The organism is Acidobacteriota bacterium (assembly GCA_016196035.1).
GTDB lineage: Bacteria > Acidobacteriota > Blastocatellia > RBC074 > RBC074 > JACPYM01.
On sequence record JACPYM010000002.1, the window covers coordinates 255,075 to 271,888 of the forward strand.

Sequence of the window (16,814 nt, forward strand, 5' to 3'; positions counted from 1 at the left end):
AATGCGCGCGCTTTTCCCTGGATCGGTTTTCATCTCATCGTGTCAGTAGCCCGCGCGTAAGCAAGGGCTGTATTGACCAGACATTCATCTCATCGTGTCAGTAGCCCGCGCGTAAGCAAGGGCTGTATTGACCAGACATCCATTAAAGCCGAAGGGTACACAACTGAGGCAGCCCTTGCTTACGCGCGGGCTACTGACACCGTATACCCAATTGCAAACCGCTCTAGTTGATGAACATGAATTCGGTCGAACTGAGCAGGACTTTCATATACCGCCCACAATGCGTCACCGGCAAAATCGGTTTCTTGTCATCGGGCGTGCCGCCCGGTGCGGGCGGCACGACACCAGCCATCATCGCGCTCGGCTCCACCATGTCCGTCATCTCCGGCATCAGCGGCGCGATGACTGACGGCTCTTTGGGTTTGCCGGGCATGTCCTTCTTATCGGCCTTTTCAGCGTCTTTCTTTTTCTCTTCGGCAGCCTTTTCCTTTTCTTGTTTCTTTTCTTCATCGGCCTGCTTGCGCTCTTCGTATTCCTTCAGCGGCTCATTGCGCAGATATTCCAGACCAAGCTTGATTTCTTCCGCTATGGCGGCACGCCCGAAGATCAGGCGGTAGGCTTTTTGAATGCGGGCTTCACGGCTGGGTTCGCCTTCGAGTTTGCGCGCCAGCAATTCAGCCTGCCGCTGGACGAAATCGCTGTTCATAAAAAACAGGCGCTGCAACGGCACGTTCGTCGCATAGCGTTGTTCGGCGGAAATGTTCGGGCTGGGAAAGTCGAAGAGTTGCAGGTACTCATCCAACTTGTAGCGGCTGACTTTGCCATAGAGCGTGCGCCGCGTGGATTGCGGCGTCAGCGCTTCAGAGGGGCCGCCCATCTTCTTGTCGAGCGCGCCCGCTGCCGCCAACAGCGCATCACGTATTTGCTCAGCATCCATGCGCCGCCGGTTGGCGCGCCAGTACAGCTGATTGCCCGTGTCTTTGTCAGAGTTCGCCGGCATGTCTTCGTTGCTGAGTTGATAAACCGAACTGAGCATGATCTCGCGGTGCAATTTTTTGATGGACAGGCCGTTGCGCTGGAAGAAATCGGCGAGGTATTCGAGCAATTCGGGATGCACGGGACGTTCGCCGTTGAAGCCGAAATTGCTGGGCGTGTCTACCAGCCCCGTGCCGAAATGCCATTTCCAAAGGCGGTTGACGATGACGCGCAGCGCCAGCGGTTGTCGCAGGATTTCGTTCGCCAACTCCAGCCGCCTGCTGCCTTGGCTGAAGCAGACGCGCTGGTCTTTTGAAAGCACGGTCAGGAAACCGCGCGGCACGACTTCGCCCAGGTTGGTCGGGCTGCCACGCAAACTGACGGGCAAGTCCACCGGCTTTTCCTGATCGGCCGCGCCGTGCACATAAGGATATTGCGCGGGCATCGCTTTCCTGAAATTCTCGATGTCTTCGCGCAATGCGGTTAGATAAGCGCGGCGTTCGGCGCTCAACTGCCGCTCCAATCCCCAGCCGGTGAAATTCAACAGCCCCGGACGGAACTTCTGCCCTGCGCCCGGCAAGTCCGGCGCATCCAGGTCGCGCACAAAAACATCCATCCAAAGATTGGTGCGCTCAACCGGCATCGCTTTGGTCTCGCCGCCACAGTCGGGGCAGAAATCGTCGTTCGTCACGAATTCGTTCGGTTTGAAGAGCGGCTCCTTTTTCTTGGTGCCGGGATTGGCTTTGGCGAGGATGATTTCGTTTTGTCTTTGCGCTCAAACAGTACGTCTTGCAACAAGGTCTGAAAGTCCTCCGCCAGCTTTTTCGCCTCTGCTGCCGTTCCCCCCTTTTGCGTCTTATCCTGCATGAGGGTTTGCCAGTCTTTCAGGAACAGGTAGTGGCGCGGCGGGTGGGCCAGAAAGCGCAGCCAGCGTTGCATCAATTCGTAATCGAGTTTGTTCTTTTCGATGACGTCGTTGAGATCTTCTTTGGGTTCGCCCTGCACGCGCCAGACGGCTTGCATGTATTTCGCGGCTTGCAGCGTCAGACTCTCGGCGAGTTGTTTGCTTTCGGTTTGCATGAACTCGCCCATCATTTTCTGTTTGTTCTTCAGCTTCTTTTCGAGCGCGGTGTATTCGTCAACAACGCTCTGCGGCACCTGCGGATATTCTTTGTAGGTCGTGCTGGCAAAGACCCAAGCCAGCGCGTAATAGTCTTTGGTCGGGATCGGATCGTATTTGTGATCGTGGCAGCGGGCGCAACCGACGGTCAGGCCCAGAAAGCCGCGACTGACGACATCAATGCGGTCGTGCCGCTCGTCGGCGCGCGTGACTTCGACCGCGCCATTGTCATAAAACCACGGCCCCTGCCCCAGAAAGCCGAGCGCGGGCAGCGTGCGCACGCGCGTCTTTTCGTCCATCAAATCCCCGGCGAGTTGCGCGCGCACAAATTGGTCGTAAGGCAGGTCATCATTGAAAGCTTTGACCACCAATCGCGGTACAGATACGCGTGCGGATACGGCGCAAAACCGCGTCCCATCGGGTCTAGGCTGCGGTAGTCGTCTTCGCCATAACGCGCCACGTCGAGCCAGAGGCGGCCCCAGCGTTCGCCATATTGCGGCGCGGCGAGCAAACGATCTACGACTTTGGCAAACGCATCCGGCGCCTTGTCTTTCTCAAACGCTTCGATTTCTTCTGTTGTCGGCGGCAAGCCCGTCAAATCAAGTGTGGCGCGGCGAATCAAGGTGCGCCGATCTGCGGCAGCGACGGGTGCGAGTCCTTCTTTTTCCAACCGCGCGAAAATGAAGCGGTCAATCTCGTTTTTGGGCCAGCGGCTGTCTTTCACGACGGGCGCGGGAACGGGATGAAGGGCTGAAACGACCAGAAGGCGCGCCGCGCGGGAATCGTGAGTTCGCCTTTGGCGACGGGTTGCGGCCAGCCTGCCACGGGCCACACCGCGCCCGCGCGTATCCATTCGGCCACGGCATCAATCTGCGCCTGCGGCAGCTTGCCGCCCTTCGGCATTTTCAAGGCGCCGGTCTGGCGCAGCGCGATCACGAGCAAACTCTTGTCCGGTTCGCCGGGCACGATGGCAGGGCCGGATTTGCCCCCGCGCAGCAGGGCTGCGCGTGAATCCAGGCGCAGCCCGCCCAAGGCGGAATAGGTGTGGCAGGAAAAACATTCGGTGGCGAGCAGGGGCCGAATTTTGTTCTCGAAGAAAGCCTCACCGGTTTGGGGCGGGTTTTGGGGGCACACAGTCCAGGCTGTCATTTCCAAAAGCGCAAGACCGAGTATGAAGCGCTGACATTTCTCTTTCATGAGTCGCTCCGACGAATTTGAAAACGCTGGACGTTAGATCGGGTGTCACTTTGGTATATGGCAAAAAGCCGCGCCACGAGACGGTACCGTGCGCGTCAGCAAGCGGCACGTCAAATCTGGCGGACTGGTGCTATAGCGCAGTCTCCGCTTGCTGACGCGCGCGGTACCGTCTCGGCGCAGCACGCCCTGATGCAACCGCGAAATCCGATCTAAACCATCAGTTCATTGGCCGGGCAAGGCTAACATTGACCAATCACAGGGGCAACGCGAGGATGCGCGCCATGCGACGAATACTCATCCTGCTGCTGCCGCTACTGCTCTCCTTCCAGACGCAGGCGCCCAAACCCAAGCCGACCCCCACGCCCAAACCCGGCGTCAAAACGCCCGATGTCCGCGTCCCCATCACGGCGCTCAAACCAGAAGCCGTCTTTGAAGTGCCCGGCGCACCCGATTGGCTGGCGATTGATGAATCCGTCTGGGTGTCCAACTATCCCAAGAACACGATCGCGCGGCTCGACCCCAAAACCGACAAAGTGCTCGCCACGATTCCGGTCGGCAATAAACCATGCTCTGGCCTTGCAGTCGGCTTTGGCAGTTTATGGGTGCCGCTCTGCGGCGATCAGGCGTTGGCGCGCGTTGATCTCAAGGAAGGCAAAGTGACCGCCACCATCCCCATTGGCATTGGCGATTCCGAAGGTGGCCTGGCCGCGGGCGCGGGCAGCATCTGGCTCGTCACCGACAAGCAAGGCGCACTGGCGCGGCTCGATCCCGCCACCAACAAAGTCGTCGCCGAAATCCAGGTGCCCGCCGGTTCGTTCACCGTCGCGTTTGGCGAAGGCGCGGTCTGGGTCACGGGCAGCGAGACGAATGTGCTGACGCGCATCAATCCCGACACCAACCTGATTGTCGAGACGATTCCGGTGGGCAAAGCACCGCGCTTCTTAACCATCGGCGGCGGCTTCGTCTGGACACTGAATCAAACCAATGGCGATGTATCGAAGGTTGACGTGAAGACCAATAAGGTCGTCGAAACAATCGAAGTCGGCGTGCCGGGCGGGGGCGGCGAGATTGCCTTTGGCGAAGGCTCCGTCTGGGCGACGGCCTTTGAATTTCCGATCTCGCGCATTGATCCGGCCACCAACGAAGTCGTGCAGCAATTCGCGGGCACAGGCGGCGACGCCATTCGCGTCGGCCTCGGTTCGGTGTGGCTCTCGAATATACGCGCTGGGAATGTCTGGCGGCTCGATCCGCGTCGCGTCGCGGCCACCGTCACACCATAAAACCACGGGAGACACGGGGCGCACGGGGAAGACATTTGTTTTGTCCTTCCCCGTGCGCCCCGTGTCCCCCGTGGTTGGTCAAGCTCAGTCCTGCATCACTGCCGGCGGCGGAAACCCGTGCTGGGCGCGGCCAATCGGCCCTTCGTGCTTGGCCGTCACTTTGTACAACTCAAAGCGCCCATCGCCCGCGAGCGCCGCGCAACGTGCGCGCAAGGCCTGCCTCTCGTCTTCGTTCATCGGCACAAAACCGCGCGCGACTTTCAAATTCTGCTGCAAGGTGCGTTCGGACGGGATGCCGCTAACGACCGTCGCCACGGGCAAGCTCAAGGCGTAACGCAAGGCCTCTTGTGCCGTCACCACGCCCGCTTTGACCATGTCACCGACACCGCCCATGCTTTTCATCCCGATAGCCGCAATGCCCTGGCGCGCCAGTTCGGGCAAGACCTTTTGTTCAAAGCTGCGAAAAGTCGCGTCAAAACAGTTGAGCGGCATCTGGCAGGTGTCGAACGGATATTCATAGGCCAGCATCTTCAAATGAATCTCCGGGCTTTTGTGGCCGGTGAAGCCTACGAAACGCACCTTGCCTTGCTGCTGGGCCTGCTGCAACGCCTCAATCACGCCGTCCAGCGCGAAGTGCATTTCAGGATCGTTGTCGTAGGCCAATTCGTGCACCTGCCACAAGTCCAGGTAATCGGTTTGCAAGCGCCGCAACGAATCTTCCAACTGCCGCAGCGCCTCGTGCCGGTCGCGCCCGTGCGTGCAGACTTTGGACATCAGGAAGACTTGCGCGCGCCGGTCTTTGATCGCCTTGCCCATCAACTCTTCGCTGCGCCCGTCGTGGTATTCCCAGGCGTTGTCGAGAAAGGTAATGCCCACGTCAATGGCGGCCTGCGTCAGACGGATGGCTTCCGACTCGTCTTTGATTGTGCCGAGATGATAGCCGCCAAAGCCGAGCGCGGCGACGTTGACGCCGGTGCGGCCTAGCGGGCGTTCAGGAATAGCGGAAGCAGTTGTTTGTAGTTCCAAGTTGTTTGCTCCTATTTTTTGTCAGGGAACAACGATGACGTTGCCGAATTGCTGGAAATGCCGGTCAAAGGCGAGAGCAGTGGCGAGGTCGAGCTTTTGAATCACGACCCTGCTCGTACAATCTGTGAAGCTCCAATCCTTGTCGGCAAAGTCGCGGAAGACTTGCCAGGCCGTGTATAAGTCGGTCTCGCTTAGCCAATAAATTTCAGCGAGCCTGCCAGAAAAGAACGCTTCGCCAAGCTCAAGCGCCCGGCGTCGCTCGCCACGCGCCCGCAATAATGTCAGCGTCTCATCAATAACATAATCAGTCGTCAATAATGGGACAGCGGCATTGGCCAACCATTCCGACACCCGGCGATGATTCGGGTCAGATGGCACCGCCAGCGCAAACCAGGCCCCGGTATCAACGAAAACGAATCTATTCATTGGTTGGATAAAGGATGCGGTCGTGATCTTGGCCGGAGAAATTATCCGGCGCGCCTTCTAGTGGAAGCGCAGCGATGCGGGCAAGTATTTGTGCAGGTGAAGTGGTTGAGCCCGTCTTCTCGGCTTGGTGCAAGACGATCACCTCAATTAACTCGCCATCCGTCAATTCGATTGGTTCCAGCGGACGGATCAAACCGCTTTCAACGACAGCATGTATTTGCATAGCTATTTCCTCCAATCCCACAAGCCTGTAGCAGTTGAGCTTTACGCAGGATGCCGTGTGATGAAATCACGGGTGCTTTGGATCAGCAAGGCAACTTGCTCTTTGGTGTAGTCCGCATAATGACGGGGCGCGGAAAAATCTTTTCCTACTTCGACCTATGCCTTTGCCACTTCCACCAACGCATCATAAAACGTCGCCGCCGCTCCCAAATCCGTCAATCCCTGTCCTGTCACGTCATTCGCATTCGTGCCGTCGCGGGTCAGTTTCTTCCACCACACTGACAATGCTACGACGACGCCGCGCCGGGCCTTGTCGGTCACGCGCGCCGTGGCGGTGAAGGCACCCCGGTCGTTGAAGATGCGCACGCGGTCGCCGTCGGCAATGTTGCGTGCGGCGGCGTCAGTGGGGTGAATATCCAGCCAGGGTTCTTTCTCGGCCTTCAAAAACGAAGGCAGGTTGGCGAAGCTGGAATTCAGGAAATTGTGCGCGGGTGGCGAGATGACCGCCAGCGGGTATTGCCGGGCCAACACGGGCGCATCCAGCACCGATTCGCGCGGCGCGATATAAGTCGGCAGCGGGTCGTGCCCTTGTTTCGCCAGCGCCTCGCTGAAGAATTCGCACTTGCCTGAAGGCGTAGGGAAATTGCCTTCGGCAAAGGGCGCGTAGCGTTCGGGCACGTTCAGCCGCTGCCAGCCTTTGGCTTTCAATTCGTCGAGGTTGATGCCTTGCATACGCTCGTGCTCGCTTTGCAACGCCTGCCGCGCCATCTCTTCATCCGAATCGCGGAAGCATTCGTCCGTAAACCCCAGGCGCGCGGCCAGCAGGCGGAAGACTTCGGTGTTGGGTTTGGCTTCGCCCAGCGGGGCGATGGCCGGGTTGTTAACCAGCACGTACATGTGGCCGTAGGCGCGGTGCAGGTCGAACTGTTCGAGTTGCGTCGTCGCGGGCAGCAGGATGTCGGCGTAATCGGCGGTGTCAGTCTGGAAGATTTCGTGGACGACGCAAAAGAGGTCTTCGCGTTGGAAGCCCGCGATCACTTTGCGCGAATCGGGCGCGACAGCGGCGGGGTTGGAGTTGTAGACGTAAATCGCTTTGATCGGCGGAACGAGCGGTTCAAGTTTCTCGTCAAGGGCAACTGATAAACGCGCCGCTTGCTCACGCGCGCGGTACTGTATGCGTTGATAACCGAGCAACGCATCGCCCAGCGCCGACATATTGATTGTGCGCGGCTGGTTCCAAATCAAATCGGGCCGTTGCAGCGCGTTCGTATTCATCACAAACGTGCTCGAAGACGAAAGCAGCACGCCGCCCGCTGCATCGCGCCAGGCACCCACGAGCGCGGGTAAACAGGTCACCGTGCGCACCGCCATCCCGCCGCCCGCGTGGCGTTGCATGCCGTAATTCAAACGAATGACCGCCGGTTTGGTCGTGCCGTACTCGCGCGCCAGTTTGATGATTTGGTCCGTGCTGAGACCGGTGATCTCAGCCGCCCGCGCGGGTGCCCATTCCAGGGCGCGCTCACGCAGCAGTTCAAAGCCGTGCGTGTATTGCTGAATGTAATCGTGATCGAGCAGGTCTTCTTTGATCAACACGTGCATCATTGCCAGTGCCAGCGCGGCATCGGTGCCCGGCAACAGCGCGAGATGTTCATCACACTTTTCGGCGGTCAACGAACGATACGGATCAATCGCGATGACGCGCGCGCCACGCCGTTTGGCTTCGACGATCTTCGGCCAGAGGTGGACGTTGGAAGTGATCGGATTGCTGCCCCAAATCAAAATCAGTTTGGCTTCGTCAAAACGTTCCATGTCCGTGCCGAGGCGCAAGCCCAGCGTCGCCGAATAGCCCGCCGACCCGGCGCTGGCGCAGATCGTGCGATCCAGCAGCGACGCGCCGAGTTGATGAAAGAAGCGCCGATCCATGCTCTCACCCTGGATCAAGCCCATCGTCCCGGCGTAGCTATACGGCAAGATCGCTTGCGGGTTATCGGCGGCGATTTCTTTGAACTTGGCGGCGATGGTGTCGAGCGCTTCATCCCAGGTGATGCGGGCGAAAAGACCCTTGCCTTTCGCGCCGACGCGCTTCATCGGATAGAGCACACGCTGTGGGCTATAGGTGCGTTCGAGATAGCGATTGACCTTCGTGCAGAGAAAGCCGTTGGTCGTCGGATGATCGGCTGCGCCCGCGACCTTGATCGCCACGCCGTTTTCGACGGTGATTTCCAGCGCACAAGTGTCAGGGCAATCGTGCGGGCACGCGCCGCGAATGACTTGCAACTCTCGTGATGACATCTCTCCTCCTCATTTTCCTGCCCACGAAGCTACACGAAGGGAACACGAAGCAACCAAAGAATCTTCGTGTCCTCTTCGTGTAGCTTCGTGGGCAAAGGTCTTTATTGCTTGGGCCGTTGATCGTAACCACCCGTCAACACGTCTTTAACGATGCCGCGTTTGATCAGTTCGGTTTCGGGCACTTCGCCTAAATCTTTGGTCTCGACGATCCAGCGGTCTAACGCGGCGCGCATGTCGCGCAGTTGTTTTTGATACTTGGGATCGCTCGCCAGATTCCTGATTTCGTCGGGATCGGTCTGTGTATCGTAAAGCTCTTCTTTCGGTTTGGTTGCGGCCCAGAACAAGGCGGGCGCGCCGCTCAGCTTGCCTTCGTTGTGCAAGCGCCGCCAAACCTTCATGGTCGGGTTCTCTTCGTTGTAACTGAGAAATTGCGCGTAAGGCAGTTCCGGTGCGAAGTTGCGCAGGTAGTGATAGCGCACTCCGCGCACGCTGCGGATGCGGTCATACACTTCATCCATGCGGTCGCGCGCCGAATAGACATAAGGCCGTGCTTTGGCTTGTTTGTCGCCCCCGTTGTCATTGAGGATGATCTGTCCTTGCATGCGCGTGGGGACTTCAACACCCGCCAGCGACAAGAACGTCGGCGCGAAATCGAGGAAGCAGACCAAGTCATCGCGCACGGTGTTGGGTTTGATCCGGGCGGGCCAGCGCATCAGCAAGGGCACGCGGATGCCGCTGTCCCAGAGCCAGCGTTTGCTGCGCGGCATCCCGCGCCCGTGATCGCCAAAGACCAAGACCAGCGTGTTGTCAGCGATTTTGTATTTGTCGAGCCAGGCCAGCACATCGCCCACTACGTAATCGGCGGCGGTCACATCGTCGTAATACTGCGACAGGTCTTTGCGGATTTCGGGCGCGTCGGGGTAATACGCGGGCAGCTTCATGTTCGCCGGTTTATGAAACTCGTTGGGTTTCAACCGCGCGGTGTTTTTGGCGTGCTGCTCCGGCGTGGCGCGCGTCTGGCTCTCGTGCGTGACCAGGAGGTTGAGGTAATGAAAGAAGGGTTTGTTGGGTGGCGCTTCGTTGAGCCAATCTTTGCGTGAATCGGCTTGCTGGGCATTCGGCTGATAAGTGAATTTGGTGGGATCGGGATTGCCGTCGTCAAAGTTCCAATCCACCTTGCCCGGCCAGGCGACGTAATAACCGGCGTCGCGCAGATATTTGGTAAAGACTTCGGGCGGATTGATGAGCTTGGAACGCATGTGATGCGAACCAAGCGTGGTCGGATACATACCAGTCATCAATCCCGAACGGCTGGGCGCACAAACGGGCGCGTGCGTAAAGGCGCGGGTGAACCGCGCGCCTGCCTGGGCGAGGCGATCCATGTTTGGCGTGCTGGCTTGGGCGTCGCCATAACAACCCAGATCGGGGCTGACGTCGTCCAGCACGATCATAATGAAGTTCGGGCGCGCGTTGCCCTGCGCCACGACTGGCGCAAGCGCGCTGTCCAAAACAACCGTCCAAACGAAGAGAAACAGCCAAGCCAGCCCGCGCAGCAGCGAATCCAACAAAGGATGTTGCATGGTTTTATGCCTCAATGAAAGAGTGGTGATTGCTAAGCGCGAAAGTAACGGAAGCCGCCAGAGAATGCAAAAAAGCCCGGTTTTTTTAACTTGGCTTTTTGTTATAAAAGCAGAACATTCCCTTTACAAAATCAACTGCATTCACCAGAATACGCGCGTTTTTCGACATTCACGCACATCTCCGTACTGCGGCTCTCTAAACGTCCCGACTTTTCAACGGAGAGCAGTCAACTACAATTAGATAGGTAGTCGGCTAAGACACGCGGCTGCTTTTACTGAAGGTCGTTAGCCTGGGAAAAGAATTTAGGCTGGCGTCGCTATTGCCCTAGGAAAGCTTTGAGCGAGCCAGCCCTTTGGAAACAACTCAGTTGGACGATGGAAATCACCCGCCTGACTCGTCTGCCGTCATAGACGCAAGCCCGTCGGATTTGGTTTTGATTTTTTCTCGTTCAGCTAAAAAATCAGGAGCGAGTCCGCATGATCCCTCAATCCGGGTCTCACTGTGCCCTAAGTGTCGTTATTCCCCTTTACAACGAAGCGGAAACCTTGCCTTTGTTGGTGACCAAGCTGCTTGAGGTGCTCGCGCACGAGCCTGCCTTCCTGGAAGTGGTGTTGGTGGACGACGGCAGTCAAGACCGTACCGCCGCGCTGGCGCAGGAACTGGCGGCGCGGGAACCGCGTTTGCGATTGGTACAGCACGCAGGCAATCGTGGATTGGGCGCGGCGATTCGCACCGGCCTGGCTGCCGCCGCCGGTGATTTAATTCTGTACACAGACGCCGATCTACCCTTCGACTTCCACTTGATCCCGCAATTGCTGGCCCGCGCCGGTGAACGCAACGTCGTCATCGGCTATCGCTTGAACCGGGGCGAAGGCGCGCGGCGTTGGGTGCTGACCAAAGGCTACAATTTACTTTGCCGTCTGCTGTTGGGCGTGCGCGTGCACGATGTCAACTTCGCCTGCAAGCTGCTGCCGCGCGCCGCTGTGCGCCAGATGCAACTGGGTGCGGAAGGCTCCTTCATTGATGCCGAGATTTTGCTGGAATGCCGCCGGCTGGGCTTTGAGATCAGCGAGTTCCCGCTGACTTACTTTCCGCGCACGCTGGGCCAGTCCACCTTGTCGCGTCCGGCGGTGATCTTGGGCATCGTCAGCGAATTGATTGCTTATTTTCAGCGCACCTGGCGCGCTCAAACGCCCCCCTTGGAATTGCCGGTCGAAGTACAACCTGATTATCACAATGAAATTTAGCGAGAAACAGTTGCTCGGGTTGCTGCTCTTGCTGGCTACAGCGATTTACGTGGGCAGCGCAGGCATTCCGGCGTTGCTGGATGACGCCGATTCGTTTTACGCCGAAGTCGCGCGCACAATGAAGCTGCGCGGCGATTGGATCACGCCTTACATCAACGGGGTGCGTTACATGGAAAAACCACCCCTCTTTTACTGGCTGGTCATCCTTTCGTACAAGCTCTTCGGCGACGCTAACACGTTCACAGCGCGGCTGCCGACGGCCTTGACTGTCGTGGCGTTGGTCTTTGTGACAACGCGCCTGGGCAAGTTGCTTTTCGGTGCGCGCGCGGGCTGGCTGGCCGGGTTGGCATTGGCGACTTCGTTTGGCACCTTCCTGTTCACCCGCATAATCCTGCCGGACGCACTCTTTACCTTGCTGTTGTCGCTGACGCTCTATGCGTTCCTGCGTTGGGAGCGTGAAACGGAAGAGCCACAACGCTGGGTGTTGGCCATTTATGCCTTCGGCGCGCTGGCCGTCATGGCCAGAGGACTCATCGGGGTGCTCTTTCCCGGCGGCATCATCATTGGCACGCTCGTTTTGACTGGTCGCTGGCGCGAGATCTTCAAGCTGATCTCGCTCAAATGCATGCTGCTTTTTTTCGTCATCGCCCTGCCCTGGCACTTGGCCATTGGTACGCGCAATCCGGGGTTTTACTGGTTCTACTTCATCAATGAGCACGTGCTGCGCTTCCTAGGCAAGCGCCTGCCGAAGGATTATGGCACGGTGCCGCTGTTGCCATTCTGGCTGCTGCACATGGTTTGGCTCTTTCCGTGGTCGTTTTATTTGGTGACGCTGCTCAAACCGGCGAACTTCAAAGCCGCTTGGCAAGAACAGCGCCGTGAATTGATGTTGCCGGTGGTTTGGGTGCTCCTGATTCTGCTGTTCTTTTCGTTTTCGTCGCGCTTGGAGTATTACACGCTGCCCGCCTTTCCGGCGTTGGCCTTGCTGGCGGGGCGGCAATGCGAAAAATACTGGGAAGCCCAACGCAATTGGCCTGGGCTTGTGCTCGCGTCACTGGGCGGCTTGCTGGGCATCGCGCTGATCGTCGTGGCAGTGACCTTGGCGGGCCAGGCGTCGGGCGATATGTTTGCGCAGTTGAAAGATAATCCCGAGCTTTACGTCTATTACCTGGGTCATCTTTTCGACCTGACCCCGGAGAGCTTGCTCGCGTTGCGTGTGCCGCTCGTGTTGGCGGGCGTGGCGTTTGGGGTGTTCTTACCGCTGCATTATTTCCGCCCGTCAAAAGCCGCGCTGCTCGCGCTGGGCATGGCGTTCTTTTTCGTGGCCGCCAACTTGGCGTTTCTGGTGTTTGCGCCGCGCATGACCTCCAAACCGCTGGCTGGCGAAATCACGCGCCGCGCACAAGGCGATGACGTGATCGTGATAGACGGCCACATGGAGGAAGGTTCCAGCGTGGCGTTTTACACGCGGCACCCCTTGCTGTTACGTAATGGCCGCATTTCGAATCTGCAATACGGCTCGCACTACCCCGACGTGCCGCCGGTCTTTCCCGACGATGCGCGCTTGAAACAGATGTGGGAGGAAAACCGCCAGCGCATTTTCCTCGTAACCTTTCAAGCCAAGCAAGCGCAGCTCGAAGCATTGCTGCCCGCCAACCGGCATTTGCTGGCGCGTTACGGTGACAAATTGCTGTTGTCGAACCGGCTCGATTAATCTGGGTACGCACCGCTTCCAGCGTGCAGGACTGATTGAGAGACACAGTTGATTCGACTGCGCCCACGGCCAAGCTTGCACGCTGAAGCGGTGCGTACCCAGAGTGCCCCTTGAATGACATGCACGAACGGCGACTGATCATCAATGCGGACGATTACGGTTTGTGCGACGAGATCAACGCCGCCGTCGCAGCGCTCGACGCCACAGGCTTGCTGGGCGGTGTTTCGCTGCTGGTCAACGGCGCAGCCTGTGCAGCGGCGTGCGCGTATGCGCGCCAGCATCCGCAATTGGCGGCGGGCATTCATTTCAACGCCGTCGAAGGCCGGGCGCTGACCAAGGCGGAAGGCATCACGAACGCCGCCGGTTTCCTCCCGCGCGGCTGGCTGATGAAGCGCTGGCTGGCTTACCCGCAAGCCGTTTCAAATGCGGTTGAACGCGAATGGCGGGCGCAGATCGAAGCCCTGTTGGCGGCGGGTCTCAAACTCAGCCATGCCGACAGTCATCAGCATCTGCACGCCTTTCCGCCCGCGTTTGAGTGCGCCGTCCGGCTCTGCCACGAATACGGCATCCCGGCGCTGCGATTGCCGCACGAAGCCTTGCGCGATCACCTTCGTTGGGCCGGGTTGCTGGGCTTGCGCGTATCGCTGCGGCTGGCGCGCTGGGCGACCCCGGCGCGCGCGTTGCGCCACAACGACCACTTTCTGGGCTTCCGGCACGCGGGCCATTTCACGCTGGAGACGCTGCGCGACGAACTGGCCGCCTTGCCCGCCGGGTTGACGGAACTGGCCGTGCATCCGAGTATGCGCGACGGCGTGCCCTATCCTGACTATGCCAGCGGCCAGGAATTGGCGGCGTTGCTTGCGCCGGACTTCCGCGCCTGCTTGACGGCTTTGCAGATCAAGATAGTTTCCTGGGCTTAGGCGTGTGAAGGCCCGACAATCTAAATCGAAGCAACTGACATTGGCACACACAGCTTTTTCCGAACAATGCAGGCGCAGGTGTTCAGAGTTCCGCCTTGAGGCGGTCGGCGGCGCGCAGCGCCGGATTGACGCGCCTGCGGGCGCACTGACCGCCTCAAGGCGGAACTCTGAACACCTGCTCGCCACAGGGTACTTTTCAACCGGTGCTCCAAACTCGATTGTTTCGATTTAGGCGTGTTAAGGATTGAAGTAGTTTTATGCTGAATTCATGTTTTCCAGCCCGACGCCACGCGCTGTTGCTGCTGGCCGTCTTTTCACTCACAGTATTTGCGCAAACCGCCAGCGTGCGTGTCAGCGTCCGCAACGAACAGGGCCAACCGGTCGCCGCCGTCAGCGTGCAACTCAACCTCAGCGGTAGCGACAGCACAACCAACCACGTGACCGATGAGCAGGGTCTGGCGCTGTTCGAGCAACTCAAGCCGGGTGCGTATGAACTGCTCGTCAGCAAGACCGGTTTCGAGCCGCCCCAACCGGTGAAGGTCAGCGTGACGGCGGGCGCGCCCGTGAGCGTTGAATTGACGCTCGTGCCCAAAATCGAAGTGCGCGAACAGGTCGAGGTCAAAGCCACCGCACGGGCGAATCCATTGGAACAAGGCGCGTCACCCGCCAACGAATTGCAACGCACACAAGCCAAAGAGGCGGCCACGCGCCCCGACACTGTGAGCGATACTTTGCCCTTGCTGCCCGGCATCGTGCGCAGCGATCAGGGCGAATTGCACCTTTACGGCGCGGGCGAAAACCGCAGCGCGTTGCTCGTCAACAATGCCGATGTCACCGACCCAGCCACGGGGCAGTTCGGGCTGACGGTGCCGATTGACAGCGTGCAAACCATCAACGTTTTCCGCACGCCGTATCTGGCGCAATTTGGCCGCTTCACGGCGGGCGTGGTCGCGGTCGAGACGCGGCGCGGCGGTGACAAATGGAATTTTGAGTTGAACGATCCGTTCCCGGAATTCCGTTTTCTGCGCGGGCATCTGCGCGGCTTGCGCGAAGCTTCGCCGCGTGTGACGTTCAACGGGCCGCTCTTCAAAGACAAGCTGTTCCTTTCGCAGGGCATTGAATACGGCCTTTCGAAACGGCGCGTGCTGGCGCTGTCTTTCCCTAATAACGAAACCGTCAGCGAATCGCTCAACGCGTATACGCAACTGGATTATCTGGCCTCGGCCACGCACTCGCTGGCGTTCACGCTGCACATCGCGCCGCGCAAGGCCAAATGGTTCAATCTGGATTTTTTCAACCAGCGCCCGGTAACGCCCAATTTCAGCGCGCGCGATTACACCGGCGCGTTCACCGACCGCCTGACCTTTGGCGCGCATCTGCTCGAAAGCCTGGTTTCCTATAAACGCGCCGAGCAGGATGTCTGGCCGCAGACGCGCGGTGAAATGACGCTGACGCCCACGCAAAACCTCGGCAGTTATTTCCACGAGCAGGAACGCCAGGCGCGCCGCCTCGAAGTGCTGGAAACGCTGGCGCTCGCACCGCTGAAAAATCGCGCAGGCGTACACAATCTAAAATTCGGGCTGGGCGTGACGCGCACGGAAAACGACGGCGCGTATCTGGCACGTCCTATCAATATCCGCGCGGCTAATGGGCAATTGCTCAAACGCATCGAATTCGCAGGCGGCGCGCCTTACGACCGGCAGGACACCGAACTCATCGCCTTCGGCCAGGATCACGTGACGGTCAATCCCAAATTGGCGGTGGATGTGGGCGCGCGTTTCGAGCACCAATCCATCACGGGCGTGCAGCGCGTCATCCCCCGCGCGGGCTTGGCCTGGACGCCGTTCGGCAATACACGGACAGTCTTGCGTGCGGGTTACGGCCTGTTTTATGACCGCGTGCCGCTCAACGTCTTTGCGTTCGGCAACTATCCCGAACAGGTTGTCACGCGCTTCGGGGCGGATGGCGCGGTGGTGGATGGGCCGCGCCGCTTTTTGAATATCACCGACCGCGTGGCCGCGCACCGCTGGCTGTTGATCAAGCACCGTTACGCGCCGGGCAATTTCGCGCCCTATTCCACCACCTGGACGCTAGAGGCCGAGCATCCCATCACCAAAGCCTTGCGCGTGCGCGCCGGGTATCAATCCAGCAATTCGCACGGACTGGTCATGCTCAATCCGCAAGTCGTCGCCGGGCAGAATGCCTTGGTGTTGGGCGGCGGCGGGCAGTCGCGTTACCGCCAGTTTGAAACCACGGCGCGCGTGGCGCTCAAAGACGAACAGGAAGTTTTTGTCTCGTATGTGCACAGCCGGGCGCGCGGCGATTTGAATGAGTTCGGCAAGTTTTTGGGCAGCTTCCCCGCGCCCATTGTGCGCCCCAACTTCCGCGCCAACCTGCCCGCCGATCTGCCTAATCGTTTGCTTTTGTGGGGGCGTTTGAAATTGCCGGGGCGGGTGAGCTGGGCGCCGCTGGTGGAATATCGCAATGGCTTTCCGTATTTTCAGGTCAACGCGGCGCAAGATTACGTGGGGCACCCCAACACTGACCAGCAACGCTTCCCGAATTTTTTTGCGCTCGACTCGCGCTTCACCCACGACTTTGAGATCAACAAACCGGTCGAGAAAATTGTCGGCCTGAAGTTGCAGGACAAAACTTATGTGCGCGCTTCGCTGTCCTTTTTCAACCTGACGAATCATTTCAATCCGACGTCGTTACGCAACAACACCAGCGACCCGCAGTTCGGTTTGTTTTTCGGCCAAAACAAACGGCGCTTTCGCGTGGACTTCGACATCATTTTTTAGCCGGTACCGCGCG

Annotated in this window: 14 protein-coding genes; 5 read left to right on the forward strand and 9 right to left on the reverse strand. The window is 59.0% G+C overall.

The features are described from left to right. Positions 1-223: 223 nt before the first annotated feature. From HY011_01180 to HY011_01195, 4 genes are read right to left on the reverse strand one after another with little or no spacing between them, the layout of a single operon-like run. The gene (locus tag HY011_01180; GenBank protein MBI3421527.1) at positions 224-1,666 is read right to left on the reverse strand and encodes a DUF1553 domain-containing protein; all 1,443 of its coding nucleotides are present in this window, start codon (positions 1,664-1,666) and stop codon (positions 224-226) included. Beyond that, positions 1,663-2,466 (reverse strand): DUF1549 domain-containing protein, encoded by an 804-nt coding sequence (locus HY011_01185; protein MBI3421528.1) that lies wholly within the window; start codon positions 2,464-2,466, stop codon positions 1,663-1,665. Before HY011_01185 ends, HY011_01180 begins: the two co-directional genes overlap by 4 nt. Next, positions 2,394-2,819, reverse strand: coding sequence for a DUF1549 domain-containing protein (locus HY011_01190; protein ID MBI3421529.1), 426 nt, complete (start codon positions 2,817-2,819; stop codon positions 2,394-2,396). Before HY011_01190 ends, HY011_01185 begins: the two co-directional genes overlap by 73 nt. Beyond that, complete coding sequence (locus HY011_01195) at positions 2,816-3,292, reverse strand: hypothetical protein (protein ID MBI3421530.1); 477 nt, start codon at positions 3,290-3,292, stop codon at positions 2,816-2,818. Before HY011_01195 ends, HY011_01190 begins: the two co-directional genes overlap by 4 nt. Before the next feature lie 272 nt (positions 3,293-3,564). Between HY011_01195 and HY011_01200 the strand changes: the two genes are divergently transcribed. After that, on the forward strand, positions 3,565-4,572 hold the full coding sequence (locus tag HY011_01200) for a hypothetical protein (protein ID MBI3421531.1): 1,008 nt from the start codon (positions 3,565-3,567) through the stop codon (positions 4,570-4,572). A gap of 84 nt (positions 4,573-4,656) precedes the next feature. Here HY011_01200 and HY011_01205 read toward each other — a convergent pair whose 3' ends face one another. The 5 genes from HY011_01205 to HY011_01225 form a co-directional block, all read right to left on the reverse strand. Further along, complete coding sequence (locus HY011_01205) at positions 4,657-5,613, reverse strand: aldo/keto reductase (GenBank protein ID MBI3421532.1); 957 nt, start codon at positions 5,611-5,613, stop codon at positions 4,657-4,659. A 6-nt stretch (positions 5,614-5,619) separates the two neighbouring features. Continuing rightward, a complete protein-coding gene (locus tag HY011_01210; GenBank protein MBI3421533.1) occupies positions 5,620-6,024 on the reverse strand; it encodes a type II toxin-antitoxin system VapC family toxin in 405 nt (134 codons plus the stop codon). Further along, complete coding sequence (locus HY011_01215) at positions 6,017-6,253, reverse strand: antitoxin family protein (protein MBI3421534.1); 237 nt, start codon at positions 6,251-6,253, stop codon at positions 6,017-6,019. Before HY011_01215 ends, HY011_01210 begins: the two co-directional genes overlap by 8 nt. Positions 6,254-6,402: 149 nt before the next feature. Continuing rightward, positions 6,403-8,538: a molybdopterin oxidoreductase family protein gene (locus HY011_01220; GenBank protein ID MBI3421535.1), complete on the reverse strand. Its 2,136-nt coding sequence runs from the start codon at positions 8,536-8,538 to the stop codon at positions 6,403-6,405. 101 nt (positions 8,539-8,639) lie between these two features. Then, on the reverse strand, positions 8,640-10,118 hold the full coding sequence (locus tag HY011_01225; GenBank protein MBI3421536.1) for a sulfatase: 1,479 nt from the start codon (positions 10,116-10,118) through the stop codon (positions 8,640-8,642). A 477-nt stretch (positions 10,119-10,595) separates the two neighbouring features. On the opposite strand from HY011_01225, the gene HY011_01230 reads away from it, so the two are divergent. The 4 genes from HY011_01230 to HY011_01245 all read left to right on the forward strand — a co-directional run bounded on the left by HY011_01230 (position 10,596) and on the right by HY011_01245 (position 16,801). After that, positions 10,596-11,366 carry a glycosyltransferase family 2 protein gene (locus HY011_01230; protein ID MBI3421537.1) on the forward strand — a complete coding sequence of 257 codons (771 nt, stop codon included), beginning with the start codon at positions 10,596-10,598 and terminating at the stop codon, positions 11,364-11,366. Continuing rightward, positions 11,356-13,080, forward strand: coding sequence for a glycosyltransferase family 39 protein (locus tag HY011_01235; protein ID MBI3421538.1), 1,725 nt, complete (start codon positions 11,356-11,358; stop codon positions 13,078-13,080). Before HY011_01230 ends, HY011_01235 begins: the two co-directional genes overlap by 11 nt. A gap of 110 nt (positions 13,081-13,190) precedes the next feature. Further along, positions 13,191-14,000: a ChbG/HpnK family deacetylase gene (locus HY011_01240; GenBank protein MBI3421539.1), complete on the forward strand. Its 810-nt coding sequence runs from the start codon at positions 13,191-13,193 to the stop codon at positions 13,998-14,000. Between the two features lie 257 nt (positions 14,001-14,257). After that, the gene (locus HY011_01245) at positions 14,258-16,801 is read left to right on the forward strand and encodes a TonB-dependent receptor (protein MBI3421540.1); all 2,544 of its coding nucleotides are present in this window, start codon (positions 14,258-14,260) and stop codon (positions 16,799-16,801) included. Positions 16,802-16,814 lie beyond the last annotated feature (13 nt).

Bases quoted from the DNA above. Each gene is read 5' to 3' on its own strand.
- HY011_01195 (MBI3421530.1), bottom strand. From the start codon at position 3,292: ATGAAAGAGAAATGTCAGCGCTTCATACTCGGTCTTGCGCTTTTGGAA.
- HY011_01200 (MBI3421531.1), top strand. From the start codon at position 3,565: ATGCGCGCCATGCGACGAATACTCATCCTGCTGCTGCCGCTACTGCTC.
- HY011_01210 (MBI3421533.1), bottom strand. From the start codon at position 6,024: ATGAATAGATTCGTTTTCGTTGATACCGGGGCCTGGTTTGCGCTGGCG.
- HY011_01220 (MBI3421535.1), bottom strand. From the start codon at position 8,538: ATGTCATCACGAGAGTTGCAAGTCATTCGCGGCGCGTGCCCGCACGAT.
- HY011_01225 (MBI3421536.1), bottom strand. From the start codon at position 10,118: ATGCAACATCCTTTGTTGGATTCGCTGCTGCGCGGGCTGGCTTGGCTG.
- HY011_01230 (MBI3421537.1), top strand. From the start codon at position 10,596: ATGATCCCTCAATCCGGGTCTCACTGTGCCCTAAGTGTCGTTATTCCC.
- HY011_01235 (MBI3421538.1), top strand. From the start codon at position 11,356: ATGAAATTTAGCGAGAAACAGTTGCTCGGGTTGCTGCTCTTGCTGGCT.
- HY011_01245 (MBI3421540.1), top strand. From the start codon at position 14,258: ATGCTGAATTCATGTTTTCCAGCCCGACGCCACGCGCTGTTGCTGCTG.